Consider the following 14,359-nt stretch of genomic DNA (forward strand, 5'->3'; position numbering starts at 1 on the left):
CTCCTTATAAAGATCAAAAATGATCGTATATCTACTTATATTTGCTATAGTTATATTCTGTTTATTATACATGAAAAAAGAGAGATTCTTTAGATCAAAGAATCTCTCTGTCATTGATTATCTACCCTAAGCGTTATCAGCCAATTGAAGACTAATTTAAGTGATATGTTCACGTTTGGAAATACGGAATTCTTTGGGTGACATGCCAAAGCGAGAACGGAATACACGATGGAAATACGTATAATTGGCAAATCCTGAAGATTCAGCCACTTCCTCTAACGGCATCGGACTGAAGACAATTCGCTCTTGTGCCATATTGAGACGAACATCAAGCGCATACTGCATAATCGTGGTATCAAAAGCTTCTTTAAACAAATGAACAGCTCTAGAGACACTAATCCCCACATACATAGCTACATCGTCTAATTTAAAAGCAGTCGATGCATTTTCTTCGATATAGTTTTTAATTTGATAAGCTAGATACGTTTTGGGACCACTGATCGGTTGTTCTGATAAATACCGATCGATTGATAAGCATAGAATTTTCATATAATAAGATAAAATCTCAGGATAAGGATCATCGATTCTTCTTTTTTCCATCGAGATCTGTCGTAATAGATCCACGATATTATCGCTAAGCGGAATTTTTACTTTAGCCGGGCGTTCGGTATGATTCCACCATCGATCAGCCCATTCTCCTCCGAAAAAGATATGGTAATCTCCGCTTTCTACTATCGGTAGACCTGCTGCGTTCGGCGTATAATCGATTTTCAATTCATACGGCTCGTCTGGAGCATATAGATGGAGATCGCCTACTTCCACTTCGTCCATACCGCCTTTGTAACGAAGCAAGCAATTGCCTTCAGTTTGAAAACGGAATAAGTAACTTTTGACACCTTCGGGCTCATTCATATAAAAAGGTTTTCGATGAAACGAATAACCTGCGGTGTAAACTTTGCAAATATCTCCAGTTAATTCCATTAAAAATCCTCTTTTCAGCAACAAATTTAAAATTTGACCAAATAGTTCATGTTTTAATCATATTATTCATTTTAATTGACACGAAATAGTAATACTATTGTAACGAGCTTATAAATCATCATGATCGTACAATAAACAAAAAGGACAATGGTATGTATAAGTCCATCATACATAAAGGGTTTATCATAGCATTGCTAGATTGTCGTTTGACAGGACAATCCTACGTTTACTTATAACCAGAGGAGTAGCTTTTCTGCACCTAGAAAAATACATGCCCAAAGGAGGATGACCTGTGGAACGAATGAAAGCTGGTTTAGTCGGATGTGGTAACATCAGTGAAATTTACTTGGAAAATCTACAATCAAGTCCAGTCGTTGAGATCGTAGCCTGTGCAGACATGGTGATCGAGAAGGCGCAAGCAAGAGCTTCACAATTTAACATTGCAAACGCATTCACGCCGGAGGAATTATTTGCACAGGAAGATATTGAATTGATTATCAACCTGACTATTCCTGCCGCACATGCCGCGGTGAATCTAGCAGCACTTGCAGCAGGCAAACATGTATATGCTGAAAAGCCATTTGCTGTATCGCTAGAAGATGGTCAACGTACACTATTACGAGCCAAAGAAGTGGGTCGTCGTGTAGGAAGTGCACCGGATACATTTTTAGGTTCAGGCATAGAAACAGCACGCAAAGCGATCGATGATGGATTAATCGGTCGACCGATTGCAGCTTCTGCTTTTATGATGAGCGGTGGCCCTGAATCATGGCACCCTGATCCTGAATTCTTCTACGCACCTGGTGGTGGACCTATGTTCGATATGGGACCTTATTATCTAACGGCACTCACAAGCTTACTTGGATCGATGACAAGAATAAGCTCGTCAGCTGGTATTCAGATTCCTGATCGACATGTTGCGAGTGGTCCTAAAGAAGGTACACCATTACGTGTACAGACACCTACACATCTGGCAGGAACAATTGATTTCGAAAACAGTGCAATCGTTACCATGGTGACCAGTTTTGATATCAAAGGAGGCTCTCAATTGCCTCGAATTGAAATCTACGGTACAGAAGGTACACTGGATATCCCTGATCCTAACTTTTTCGATGGTGATGTTCGTATAAGACGCGCAGGTTCAGAAGAGTTTGAGATTGTACCTCCTGTTTTTGAAGGGACTCGTAATGAACGTGGTAAAGGTCTAAACGAAATGGTTACAGCGATTCGTAACAATCAACCTCATCGTGCTAGTGGTGAACTGGCATATCATGTACTTGAAGCAATGCATGCTTTTCAACGTTCTTCTCTAGAAGGCAAGCATGTGATTATCAAAAGTCGTGCAGGATACAGACAAGGCAATAGTTATTAAAGATGAATGATGCTATTACAACTATCATAAATTGTGGGAGTGAATGGAGCAATGGTTAAAGTTGGATTGCAACTATACACCGTACGAGATGATTTGGAAAAAGATTTTGAAGGTACGATTGCTAAAGTAGCAGCACTTGGATATCAAGGTGTTGAATTCGCTGGCTTCTACGGACGTACTTCTACCCAAATCAACGAATTACTCAAAAAGCACAATCTTGAAGTCGTTGGTTCTCATACTCAATATACAGAACTACTGGAAGATGCTCAATCTTTAATCGATTATAACAAAGAAATAGGCAATCGTTATATTATTGTCCCTTTCTTATCAGATGAGCACCGTAAGAATTGGCCTGATATTTTCGCTAATCTACGTAAGCTTGGCGAATTGTGTAATCAAAATGATGTGGTGTTGTTATATCACAATCATGAATTTGAATTTACTGAAAAATTAGGCGAACACACTGTGTTTGATGCTATGTATGAAGAAGTACCTGCATCGTTATTGCAAGTTGAATTAGATAGTTGCTGGGTACAGTATGGTGGTTACGATCCTGTTGAATATATTCAAAAATACGCTGGACGCTTACCGATTGTTCACTGGAAAGATTTCAAACGCACAGATAAAGGTGCACAGACGGTCGAACTTGGTGAAGGTGAAGTGCCTGTAGCCGCTATTGCAGATGCTACTGAAAAAGCAGGAGCTGAATGGTTAGTGGTAGAGCAAGACTCATGTTTACAACCGCCTTTACAAAGTATTGAGCAAAGCATGAACTGGGTGAAATCTTACGGTGCCAAAAGTGGAAAAGTAAGTGTATAATCAAACTCTTACTGTTCAATCCCAATAATTATACTAAAATGGATATAAATCGCATTTTAGGTGAACCTTATGACATGTTTCGACGTATTATTTAATAGATAGAGCTTTTACTACATTCTCATTTGTTCGATTGGACGAATACAGAACTTACAGCTCACTCTATTGAAATCAGATTCAAGTGATAAGTTCACCAGACTGCGTTCATAAAATTAATGAATGAAGCTGGAGGATGGACAAATGAAATTAGGCGTATTTATGGTATTACTCAACAATATGGGTTTTGAAGAAGCATTGGATTATGTAGCTGAAAAAGGCGTTAAAATGGTAGAACTAGGATCTGGTGGTAACCCGGGTAATGTTCATTGCAAACCAGATGAGTTACTTGCTGATGAAGGCAAGCTTAGAGCATTTAAACAAGCGATTGATTCTCGTGGATTAACCATTAGTGCATTAAGTTGTCACGGTAATCCGCTTCATCCGCAAAAAGCGATTGCGAAAGAATCGCATGAAGATTTTATCAAATCCGTTCAACTGGCACAGAAGTTAGATGTAGCAGTTGTTAATACATTCTCCGGTTGTCCGGGAGATAGTGATGATGCGAAATATCCGAACTGGCCTGTAGCACCGTGGCCAAATGATTTCCAGGATCTTATGAAATGGCAATGGGAAGAAAAAGTCATTCCATACTGGACAGAAAATGGTAAGTTCGCTGCTGATCATAATGTGAAAGTAGGGCTGGAACTGCACGGAGGCTTCTCTGTTCATACACCGGGTACACTTTTACGTCTACGTGAAGCGGCTGGCGAAGTGATTGGTGCGAACCTTGATCCAAGTCATATGTGGTGGCAAGGTATCGATCCTGTACAAGCTATTAAAATTTTAGGAAAAAATAATGCAATTCATCACTTTCATGCTAAAGATACGCTGGTAGATACCGATAATGTTAATATGCACGGTGTAACAGACATGCAAGACTACACAAAAATGCAAGATCGTGCTTGGCAGTTCCGTACAGTAGGCTTTGGACATGATAACAAAACATGGGCTGATATTATCAGCACGTTACGCTTAGTTGGATACGATTACGTTGTAAGTATAGAGCACGAAGATGGTTTGATGTCGGTGAATGAAGGTTTTACAAAAGCTGTCCATAACTTGAAGCAGGTTTTGATTGAAGAAGAACTTGGTGAGATGTGGTGGGTCTAATATAGAGGAGGAAGTTTTTTATGATTAATGTAACGGTCTGGAATGAGTTTGTACATGAGAAAATCCGTGATGATGTCAAAGCAGTATATCCTGATGGGATTCATACTGTTCTGGCGGATGGGCTATCGAAGGAAGGCTTTGCCTGCCGTACAGCTACACTCGATCAGCCGGAACATGGTTTGACAGAGTCTGTCTTGAACTCTACTGATGTAATGTTGTGGTGGGGACATACGGCTCATGAATTAGTAGATGATGATATTGCAGAAGCGGTAGCAAGACGAGTAAATGAAGGCATGGGATTGATTGTTCTGCATTCTGGACATTTCTCCAAACCATTTAAACAATTAATGGGAACCAGTTGTGATCTGAAATGGCGTGTAGCAGACGAGCAAGAAATTCTATGGTGTGTGAATCCTACGCATCCGATTGCTCAAGGCGTGAACCCTTCAATTACTTTGGATAAAGAAGAAATGTACGGTGAATTTTTCGATATTCCTGCTCCTGATGAATTGGTATATCTAAGCAACTTTGAAGGCGGAGAAGTGTTTCGTAGCGGTTGTACGTATCGCCGTGGACATGGTAAAGTATTCTATTTCCGTCCAGGTCATGAGACATATCCAACATATTATAATCAGGATATTATGCACATTATCTCGAATGCTGTACGCTGGGCGTATCCTGCAACTAATACACGTCCTGAATTCGGACGCCAAGAACCTACGCGTGCACTCGGTAGTAAAGTAATGGTGTAACTGTCTACCTGAACAGCCTGATCCTGAATTCCAGACTGTGTTAATCATAAAAAATAAATATTTCAAAAGTGCGCGTGTATGGTTAATAGCCTACAGGCGTACTTTTTTTGAGATTTATCCCTTTAGATCCAGTATCCATAATACTTAGGCACTCTAACATATAGTTAGATATAGAAAGGAGTGCATTTATGTCTAAAGCACAAATAGAATCACAAATCGGCAATGTGAAGCTATCTCCAGCACGAATTAGTGAATGTTTGGAACGAGTCGCCGGACATCGATTAGAAGGATTTTTGGGTGGTTATGGCAAATTTCCGGGATCGCTGATAATGGTAGGAGAAGCACCCGGTGCGAATGAAATTGAAAAAGGGATTCCTTTTTGCGGACAAGCAGGTAAAGTATTAGATGGTTATTTTGAAGCGCTAAATATCACTAGAAACGATCTGTATATTACCAGTGCTGTACGCAGTCGTCCTTATAAAGACAAAATCATTCAAGGAAAGCATCATGCCGAACGTTCAAGTCGTTCTAATCGCACACCAACATCTTACGAAGTATTTGCATTTGCACCTATTTTGGATGCTGAGATTGAGGCAGTACAACCTCGGATCATTATTACGCTGGGCAATATTGCATTGCAACGATTACTTGGCAAAGGGCATCAGGTATCGAATGTGCATGGTCAAGCTTATCGAAGTCGTATTCAACAAGTAGATGCTGATCATATGGATCAAGGATATCACTGGTCTGATCAAGAATACTGGATTTTTCCTATGTATCATCCAGCAGCAGTATTGTATAATAGATCACTGACTGATGTTATTGCGAATGATCTCGTTATTTTGCGTAAATGTATAGATGAGATTCAAGAATGATGACCTGAATTTTAAATAATATTCAGTATTCTTTAATTATGTAATGTTTTCGTTCTCTTTTCAGGTAAAATATGCTAAAATATATGTACTAACTAATCGTAAGTTAACATCACAACGTGATGAAATACGAGCTTATGACTATCCGATCCCGTGTTTCGGAACAATTGAAGAGGTGAGAAAACATGGAGCAACACCAATTGGGATTATGTCCCCGTTTTGAGACCGCGTTTTCATTTTTAGGTAAACGATGGAACGGTCTAATTATTCAATCATTAATGAGTGGACCTAAGCGTTTCAAAGATATTTCTAATCTTATTCCTATGATGAGCGACAAAATGTTGTCAGAGCGGATGAAAGACTTAGAAGGTAGTGGAATATTGATTCGTCAGGTCTATCCAGAGACACCTGTTCGAATTGAGTATGAGCTAACGGACAAAGGACGTGCACTTAAGCCAGTGATGGAGCAGATTCAGAACTGGGCAGAGCATTGGGTCGAGTAGATTTCGATGTGTTAACCAAAAAAAGCTTTCCGCTATGAGTAACACACGGAAAGCTTTTTTGGTATTTTAATTGTCTCAACAGGTAAATGCATAAGCACACCTGAATATTCATTAAATTCTGCATATTTCTTTAGGGCACATTTCGCAGTGACATACTTCTTGTAGCGCTTCAAGATCATGAATAATGATCATCCCGTGCTCATATTCAATACTTTCTTTTTTGCGCAAATCACTAAGCATCCGGTTGACACTTTCACGAGTAGCACCAATCATATTCGACAAATCGGTATGTGTAATTTTTTTGTTAATCAAAATCGAACCTTGATCGTTATAATCTTGACCATAAGTATTGCTTAAACGAATCAAAGTGGAGCAGAGAGCACCTGGTTTACCGTATAACATTAAGTCACGCACTTTAGTCTGTGTTAGACGGTGATGAGTACCCATCCATTTCATAAAGTCGATAGCAAAATCACAATACTGACAGATCATCAATTCCAATTCTTTGTGTTCAATAACAGCGACTTCAGTATCTTCTAATGCTTCTGCTGTAAATCCAAGGCGTGTACCTGAAAATGGATCTGCTTGACCGATCATGTCGCCTGCTTGATACATATATAAAATCAATTCTTTACCTTCATCAGTAGATTTGGTTAATTTAACCCGTCCACTTTTAAGGAAGTATAATTTATCGGATAAGTCGCCTTCCCAGAATAAATGTGAACCTGCTGCAATCGTGCGTTCTGTAGAATGATTAAGTAATCTTTCCTGATTAATTTCCGAAAAGCATGCTGTATTATGACGTGGTTGAGTATGTTCTAAAGAATTGTTCATTATGGTTCGCCCCTTTTTGTTTCAATTATACGTGAAATTAATCATAATGCATAACATTTTAGGAAAAAAACTGGAAATTAAATGATTAGTTAAATTCTACGTTATATAGGAAAGATAATGAACTCATGTATACGTAAAAGTAATCTATACTTTGTGATTAATTTCACTATTATCATACATCTTTTTATATTAAAATGCAAAAGGAAAAAATAAAATAAAACAAATTTAAAAAATAAAAATTGATTGTGAAAAATATCACATTATGATTTATGTCTCTATGCTATGATCGGTGTGTAGACAAAAGCGATACACATTCTGAGGAGGATGAGAGAAATGGCTGTTAAAAATGATGCTAGTCGTAACGTGGAATTGAGTGCACAGGAAGAAATTCAAAAGTTAATCGATAAAGCGAATAAAGCACATGCCGCATTTATGAATATGGATCAAGAACAAATTGATAACATTGTACAAGCAATGGCATTAGCGGGCTTGGATCAACATATGTATCTTGCCAAACTAGCTGTTGAAGAAACAGGCAGAGGCGTATATGAAGATAAAATTATCAAAAACATGTTCGCTACTGAATATGTATACCATGGTATCAAAAATGAAAAAACAGTCGGTATTATAGAAGATAACGATTATGAAAGCTTCCAAAAAATTGCTGAACCTGTCGGAATCATCATGGGGATTACACCGGTAACGAACCCAACTTCGACTACTATGTTCAAATCTTTGATCTCAATCAAAACACGTAACCCAATCATTTTCGGCTTCCATCCATCTGCACAGAATTGTAGTAAAGAATCCGCTCGCATCTTACTTGAAGCGGCTGTCAAACATGGTGCACCTGCGGATTGTATCCAATGGATCGATGCTCCTTCAATGGACAAAACAAATGCATTAATGAATCATCCTGATGTAGCGTTAATCTTAGCTACTGGTGGTGGCGCAATGGTTAAAGCAGCATATAGCTGTGGTAAACCTGCACTTGGCGTAGGTCCTGGTAACGTTCCTGCTTTTATAGAGAAAAGTGCTGACTTGCAACAAGCAGTGAATGACTTGATTCTTTCCAAATCATTTGATAACGGTATGATTTGTGCTTCTGAACAAGCAGTAGTTATTGAAGAACCTGTTTATGAAAAAGTGAAAAAATTAATGATCGATAACGGTTGTTACTTTGTAACTAAAGAAGAAGCAGGCAAATTAACGAACGGTGCAATGAATACAGACAAATGTGCAGTGAACCCTTCTATCGTAGGTCAATCTGCTGTCAAAATTGCTGAACTTTGTGGAATTACCGTTCCAGCCGATACCAAAATACTGGTAGCAGAATTGGAAGGCGTAGGTACTAAATTCCCATTATCTGCTGAAAAATTAAGCCCTGTACTGGCTTGCTATAAAGTTAAAAACGCGGATCAAGGGATTGAACGTGCTGCACAAATCGTAGAATTTGGCGGTATGGGTCACTCTTCAGCTATCCATTCTAATAATGATGAAGTTATTCAGAAGTTCTCTAATCGTCTACAAACTGGACGTATTATCGTGAACTCTCCTTCTACACATGGTGCAATTGGTGACATTTACAATACGAACTTACCATCTTTAACACTAGGTTGTGGATCTTATGGTCGTAACTCTACTTCTTCTAACGTAAGTGCTGTGAATCTGATTAATGTGAAAAGGGTGGCTCGTCGTACTGTGAATATGCAATGGTTCAAAATACCTTCTAAAGTTTATTTTGAAAAAGGCGCAACTCAATACCTTGCTAAAATGCCTGATATTAGTCGTGTAGTGATCGTAACAGATGCGATGATGGTACAACTTGGTTATGTTGAAAAAGTACAACATTACTTGCGTCAACGCCAGACTCCAGTTGTTGTTGAAGTGTTCTCTGATGTAGAACCAGATCCATCAACTGCTACTGTAGAACGTGGTCGTCAAATGATGGAACGTTTCCAACCGGACTGCATTATCGCTCTTGGTGGTGGATCTCCTATGGATGCTGCTAAAGGCATGTGGATGTTCTACGAATATCCTGATACTGAATTTGATAACCTAAAACAAAAATTCATGGATATCCGCAAACGGATCTACAAATACCCACATTTGGGACAAAAAGCACAATTTGTAGCAATTCCAACGACTTCAGGTACAGGTTCTGAAGTAACATCGTTCGCAGTTATTACAGATAAAGAAAAAGGCAACACAAAATATCCTTTGGCTGACTATGAATTAACACCAGACGTAGCGATTATCGATCCTGAATTTGTATACTCTTTACCTCGTGTAGCTGTTGCTGATACAGGTATGGACGTATTGACTCATGCGATTGAAGCTTATGTATCTGTAATGGCAAGTGACTTTACTGATGGACTAGCGATCAAAGCGATTCAACTGGTATTCCAATATCTAGAACAGTCTGCTCTAACAGGCGACAAACTGGCTCGTGAAAAAATGCATAATGCTTCTACGATTGCAGGTATGGCATTTGCGAATGCATTCTTAGGGATTAACCATAGCTTGGCACATAAATGGGGTGGACAATACCATACAGCACACGGTCGTACCAATGCGATCTTGTTGCCACACGTTATCCGCTACAATGCGAAAAAACCAACTAAATTCGCAGCGTTCCCTAAATATTCTCACTTTATTGCTCACGAACGTTATGCTGAGATTGCTCGTATCTTGGGATTGCCAGCACGCACAACCGAAGAAGGCGTGAACAGCTTAATCAATGCTATTCGTGACTTGAACCGCAAACTAGGTATTCCTGAAACGTTTGAAGCATTGGGCTTTGATGCAAAAGACTTTGAATCTCGTGTAGATTACCTTGCTGACCGTGCATTCGAAGATCAATGTACAACAGCGAATCCTAAATTACCTTTAGTGACTGAACTAGCTGATGTATACCGCAACGCATTCTATGGTCGATTTGAATAAATAGACCTGTCTGACAAGTAAAATGATAGTTTGAAAAAAGGATCACTCCACACATGCTGTTATAGCAGTACGTTGGAGTTGATCCTTTTTCCTTCTTATTTAACTTGTATCGCTAGGAATATACTTTCAAGATATATGGTTGAAAATAAAAAACAAAGCAAATATGGAATGCCACCTTATCCCAAAGAACGATCTCCTAGTTTGCGATATTAGCAGAACTAAAGAGAACCGTTCTTTTGTTTGTAGAGAGGAGTGATGCGATGTCCAACATTATTCTATAGCTTGTATATAGAATAATACAGAAATAGTGTGATGTATTTCGTTGTTATAAGCCGTAAATTCTTGTATGATGCTACAGCTATTTGGAGTGAATGCTGATGTGTATTTTTGTATTAGTAGATTCGTATCACTGTATTCACTGTGTAAATCGTTATTTACTTATTGTGTAACAGGCTTAATTGTAAACTGTAATAGTTATTTATAAAAACTGTTATAGATACAGAATGTGATAAAAATCATAATAAAGATGCTATTTTGTGATAAATGTCACATACTCTGCTTATGAATTGCATCATAATAAAGACATAGCCGGAGGGAGAAAACAGCAGCTTCCGGTATCGTGTAGGCGAGACAAGCAATAGTGTAAATGGTTTTGTGATTTTATTCACAAATAATGGAGGGATTATCAATGTCAGTTATCGAAAGAAATGTACAGGATAATTTAAAACAAGACGCATGGCGCAATTTCAAATCAGGTAAATGGGCAAAACATGTAGATACTCGCGACTTTATTGAACAAAATATTAGTGCGTATCAAGGAAACGAAACATTCCTAGCTGGCCCTACTTCAAATACAAAAGACTTGTGGGATATCATTTCCAAACTATCTAAAGAAGAAATCGAACGTGGTGGCGTATGGGATGTAGATGCTGCAACACCTTCTACAATCACTTCACACGGTCCTGGTTACTTGGACAAAGACAAAGAACAAATCGTCGGTGTTCAAACAGATGCTCCTTTCCGTCGTTCATTACAACCGTTCGGTGGTATCAAAATGATGATCGATGCTTGTAAAGCATATGGCTTTGAAGTACCAGAACAAATCATTGATATCTTTACAAACATTCGTAAAACGCATAACCAAGGTGTATTCGATGCTTATACTTCTGATATGAGAGCAGCACGTAAAGCAGGTATTATTACAGGCTTACCAGATGCTTACGGTCGTGGACGTATTATCGGTGACTATCGCCGCGTAGCATTATACGGTGTAGACTTCCTAATTAATGAAAGAAAACAAGATTTGAATGATATGGAAGTTGACGTGATTGATGAAGATGTGATTCGTCTTCGTGAAGAAGTATCAGAACAAATTCGTGCTCTAGGCGAATTGAAAAAAATGGCTGAAATGCATGGCTTCGATATTTCCAAACCAGCACAAACAGCAAAAGAAGCGTTCCAATGGGTATACTTCGGTTACCTTGCAGCAATCAAAGAGCAAAATGGTGCAGCGATGTCTCTAGGACGTGTATCTTCTTTCCTTGATATCTACATCGAACGTGATGTTAAAGAAGGCACAATGACAGAACAACAAGCTCAAGAATTGGTTGACCATTTCGTTATGAAATTGCGTATCGTTAAATTCTTACGTACTCCAGATTACAACGAATTGTTCAGTGGTGATCCTACATGGGTAACGGAATCAATCGGTGGTATGGCTGTCGATGGCAAAACATTAGTTACCAAAAACAGCTTCCGTTTCTTGCATACATTGTATAACTTGGGACCTGCACCAGAACCTAACTTGACTGTATTGTGGTCAGAACAATTGCCAGAAGCTTTCAAAAAATTCTGTGCTAAAGTTTCAATCGAAACCAGTTCGATCCAATACGAAAATGATGATCTGATGCGTCCAATCTATGGCGACGATTATGGTATTGCTTGCTGTGTATCCGCTATGCGTATCGGTAAACAAATGCAATTCTTCGGAGCTCGTGCGAACCTTGCCAAAGCATTATTGTATGCAATCAACGGTGGACGTGATGAGAAATCAGGCGTTCAAGTAGGCCCTGAATACCCTGCAATCACTTCTGAAGTGCTTGAATATGACGAAGTCATGAAACGCTTCAAAGCCATGATGGAATGGTTAGGCAAATTGTATATGAACACATTGAACGTTATCCATTACATGCATGATAAATACAGCTACGAACGTATCGAAATGGCACTACATGATCGTGATATCTTACGTACAATGGCTTGCGGTATCGCGGGTCTATCAGTAGCAGCTGACTCATTAAGTGCTATCAAATACGCTAAAGTAACACCGATTCGTGACGAACGCGGTATTGCTGTAGATTTCAAAATCGAGGGTGAATATCCTTGCTACGGTAACAACGATGATAAAGTCGATCAGATTGCTGTTGAATTGGTCGAAACATTTATGAGTATGATTCGCAAAAACAAAGCATACCGTGGTGCTACACCAACACAATCAGTATTAACAATTACTTCTAACGTAGTATATGGTAAAAAAACAGGTACAACACCAGATGGACGTAAAGCTGGCGAACCATTCGCACCAGGTGCTAACCCTATGCACGGACGCGATACTAAAGGTGCTCTTGCATCTCTAAGTTCTGTTGCGAAATTACCATACGAAGATAGCTTAGATGGTATTTCTAACACATTCTCTATCGTGCCAAAAGCATTAGGTAAAGAAGAAGAAATTCGCAAAACTAACCTTGTATCTATGCTTGATGGATACTTCGGTAGCAATGCCCATCACTTGAACGTTAACGTATTCGCTCGTGAGCAATTACTAGACGCAATGGAGCACCCAGAAAACTACCCACAATTAACCATCCGTGTATCTGGATATGCTGTTAACTTTGTTAAATTGACTCGTGAACAACAAATGGATGTCATCAACCGCACATTCCACGGATCAATGTAATAAAAACTTTTTAACAATATTCAAAGTAATGAAGCTAATCAAAGTAAAGTAATCAAAGATGGTAACTGCTAACCAACAATGAATGATATAAATGAAGCATTTGAGAAAGTGGAGTCACACCGCAGAGCGAAGAGTAGGAATTGTTTCTGAAGAAGCGAAGCGTTCGCATTTAAGATTCGGATATCGACTGCGAAAGCAGTTCATTCCAGATATCCGATCTTAACAGCGATCGTAAGAATAATTCATACGCGTAGCGGTGTAACTCTAACTCTCGAAATCCTATTCATTTATATACATCAACTCAGACGAAAGGGGTGATTGATCATGGTAAAAGGCCGTGTTCACTCGCTAGAAACGTTCGGTACCGTCGATGGCCCGGGCATACGATTTGTACTATTTATGCAGGGTTGTCTGATGAAATGCCAATACTGTCATAACCCTGATACATGGAATTTGGACGGAGGTAAAGTGATGGAGCTAGAAGAAGTTCTAGCTGAAATTGAACCTTACTTGAGTTACTACCGTTCTTCAGGTGGAGGATTGACGGTATCTGGTGGAGAACCAACGTTGCAAGCTCCTTTTGTCAGAGAATTGTTCAAAGCAGTCAAAGACCGTTGGAACCTGAATACAACACTGGACAGCAATGGATTCAATGAACCTAACAAAATCCATGAACTGCTTGAAGTTACTGATTTAGTCTTGCTTGATATTAAGCATATCAATAATGAAAAGCACAAAAAATTAACCGGTGTATCAAATGAACGCACTCTACACACAGCACAATGGCTATCTGATAATGGACGCAAAATGTGGATACGCCATGTGTTTGTACCTGGCATTAATGATGCTGAAGAAGATCTGATCGCTTTAGGAGAATTTATCGGCACATTAAAAGGGGTAGAGAAATTCGAAATCTTACCTTATCATCAGATGGGCATCTACAAATGGGAAGCGTTGGGACGCATCTATCCGCTGGATGGGGTTCCTTCGCCAACCGAAGAAGAAGTAGAACGTGCGTATCGTCTGATTGAGCAAGGTCGTCGTCAAGTCTCTTGTGTCTAATCCTCCTCTTTATGAAAATAGATAAATAACAACCATAGTAAGCAAAAAGGGTATAT

11 protein-coding genes are annotated in these 14,359 nt (G+C 39.1%); 9 read left to right on the top strand and 2 right to left on the bottom strand.

Features of this window, described 5'->3' with window-relative positions:
* Positions 1 to 156: 156 nt before the first annotated feature.
* A complete protein-coding gene (locus RCP16_RS04365; RefSeq protein ID WP_308641741.1) occupies positions 157 to 981 on the bottom strand; it encodes an AraC family transcriptional regulator in 825 nt (274 codons plus the stop codon).
* Between the two features lie 292 nt (positions 982 to 1,273).
* On the opposite strand from RCP16_RS04365, the gene RCP16_RS04370 reads away from it, so the two are divergent.
* The 6 genes from RCP16_RS04370 (at position 1,274) to RCP16_RS04395 (ending at position 6,505) form a co-directional block, all read left to right on the top strand.
* On the top strand, positions 1,274 to 2,353 hold the full coding sequence (locus RCP16_RS04370) for a Gfo/Idh/MocA family protein (protein WP_069329075.1): 1,080 nt from the start codon (positions 1,274 to 1,276) through the stop codon (positions 2,351 to 2,353).
* A 51-nt stretch (positions 2,354 to 2,404) separates the two neighbouring features.
* Positions 2,405 to 3,172, top strand: coding sequence for a sugar phosphate isomerase/epimerase family protein (locus RCP16_RS04375; protein ID WP_137220689.1), 768 nt, complete (start codon positions 2,405 to 2,407; stop codon positions 3,170 to 3,172).
* Between the two features lie 237 nt (positions 3,173 to 3,409).
* Complete coding sequence (locus tag RCP16_RS04380; protein ID WP_069329077.1) at positions 3,410 to 4,378, top strand: sugar phosphate isomerase/epimerase family protein; 969 nt, start codon at positions 3,410 to 3,412, stop codon at positions 4,376 to 4,378.
* Between the two features lie 20 nt (positions 4,379 to 4,398).
* Positions 4,399 to 5,130, top strand: coding sequence for a ThuA domain-containing protein (locus RCP16_RS04385; protein ID WP_069329078.1), 732 nt, complete (start codon positions 4,399 to 4,401; stop codon positions 5,128 to 5,130).
* 188 nt (positions 5,131 to 5,318) lie between these two features.
* Positions 5,319 to 6,005, top strand: a complete 687-nt coding sequence (locus tag RCP16_RS04390; RefSeq protein WP_308641742.1) for a uracil-DNA glycosylase — start codon at positions 5,319 to 5,321, stop codon at positions 6,003 to 6,005.
* A gap of 182 nt (positions 6,006 to 6,187) precedes the next feature.
* A complete protein-coding gene (locus RCP16_RS04395) occupies positions 6,188 to 6,505 on the top strand; it encodes a winged helix-turn-helix transcriptional regulator (RefSeq protein ID WP_069329080.1) in 318 nt (105 codons plus the stop codon).
* Positions 6,506 to 6,616: 111 nt separating this feature from the next.
* On the opposite strand, the gene RCP16_RS04400 is transcribed toward RCP16_RS04395, so the two are convergent.
* The gene (locus RCP16_RS04400; protein ID WP_069329081.1) at positions 6,617 to 7,339 is read right to left on the bottom strand and encodes a Crp/Fnr family transcriptional regulator; all 723 of its coding nucleotides are present in this window, start codon (positions 7,337 to 7,339) and stop codon (positions 6,617 to 6,619) included.
* Positions 7,340 to 7,672: 333 nt separating this feature from the next.
* Between RCP16_RS04400 and adhE the strand changes: the two genes are divergently transcribed.
* The 3 genes from adhE (at position 7,673) to pflA (ending at position 14,303) form a co-directional block, all read left to right on the top strand.
* Positions 7,673 to 10,285 (top strand): bifunctional acetaldehyde-CoA/alcohol dehydrogenase, encoded by a 2,613-nt coding sequence (adhE, locus tag RCP16_RS04405; RefSeq protein WP_069329082.1) that lies wholly within the window; start codon positions 7,673 to 7,675, stop codon positions 10,283 to 10,285.
* Between the two features lie 688 nt (positions 10,286 to 10,973).
* Positions 10,974 to 13,241, top strand: a complete 2,268-nt coding sequence (gene pflB / locus RCP16_RS04410) for a formate C-acetyltransferase (RefSeq protein ID WP_069329083.1) — start codon at positions 10,974 to 10,976, stop codon at positions 13,239 to 13,241.
* A gap of 324 nt (positions 13,242 to 13,565) precedes the next feature.
* Positions 13,566 to 14,303 (top strand): pyruvate formate-lyase-activating protein, encoded by a 738-nt coding sequence (pflA, locus tag RCP16_RS04415; RefSeq protein WP_069329084.1) that lies wholly within the window; start codon positions 13,566 to 13,568, stop codon positions 14,301 to 14,303.
* The last annotated feature ends 56 nt before the right edge of the window (positions 14,304 to 14,359 follow it).

The sequence above is a fragment of the Paenibacillus nuruki genome (genome assembly GCF_963311185.1).
Taxonomy (GTDB): Bacteria; Bacillota; Bacilli; order Paenibacillales; family Paenibacillaceae; genus Saccharibacillus; species Saccharibacillus nuruki.

What these genes read in the sequence shown, in the direction of transcription:
- RCP16_RS04385 (WP_069329078.1), top strand. Translation starts at nt 4,399, where the DNA reads ATGATTAATGTAACGGTCTGGAATGAGTTTGTACATGAGAAAATCCGT.
- RCP16_RS04365 (WP_308641741.1), bottom strand. Translation starts at nt 981, where the DNA reads ATGGAATTAACTGGAGATATTTGCAAAGTTTACACCGCAGGTTATTCG.
- pflA (WP_069329084.1), top strand. Translation starts at nt 13,566, where the DNA reads ATGGTAAAAGGCCGTGTTCACTCGCTAGAAACGTTCGGTACCGTCGAT.
- RCP16_RS04375 (WP_137220689.1), top strand. Translation starts at nt 2,405, where the DNA reads ATGGTTAAAGTTGGATTGCAACTATACACCGTACGAGATGATTTGGAA.
- RCP16_RS04395 (WP_069329080.1), top strand. Translation starts at nt 6,188, where the DNA reads ATGGAGCAACACCAATTGGGATTATGTCCCCGTTTTGAGACCGCGTTT.
- RCP16_RS04390 (WP_308641742.1), top strand. Translation starts at nt 5,319, where the DNA reads ATGTCTAAAGCACAAATAGAATCACAAATCGGCAATGTGAAGCTATCT.
- adhE (WP_069329082.1), top strand. Translation starts at nt 7,673, where the DNA reads ATGGCTGTTAAAAATGATGCTAGTCGTAACGTGGAATTGAGTGCACAG.
- pflB (WP_069329083.1), top strand. Translation starts at nt 10,974, where the DNA reads ATGTCAGTTATCGAAAGAAATGTACAGGATAATTTAAAACAAGACGCA.
- RCP16_RS04400 (WP_069329081.1), bottom strand. Translation starts at nt 7,339, where the DNA reads ATGAACAATTCTTTAGAACATACTCAACCACGTCATAATACAGCATGC.
- RCP16_RS04380 (WP_069329077.1), top strand. Translation starts at nt 3,410, where the DNA reads ATGAAATTAGGCGTATTTATGGTATTACTCAACAATATGGGTTTTGAA.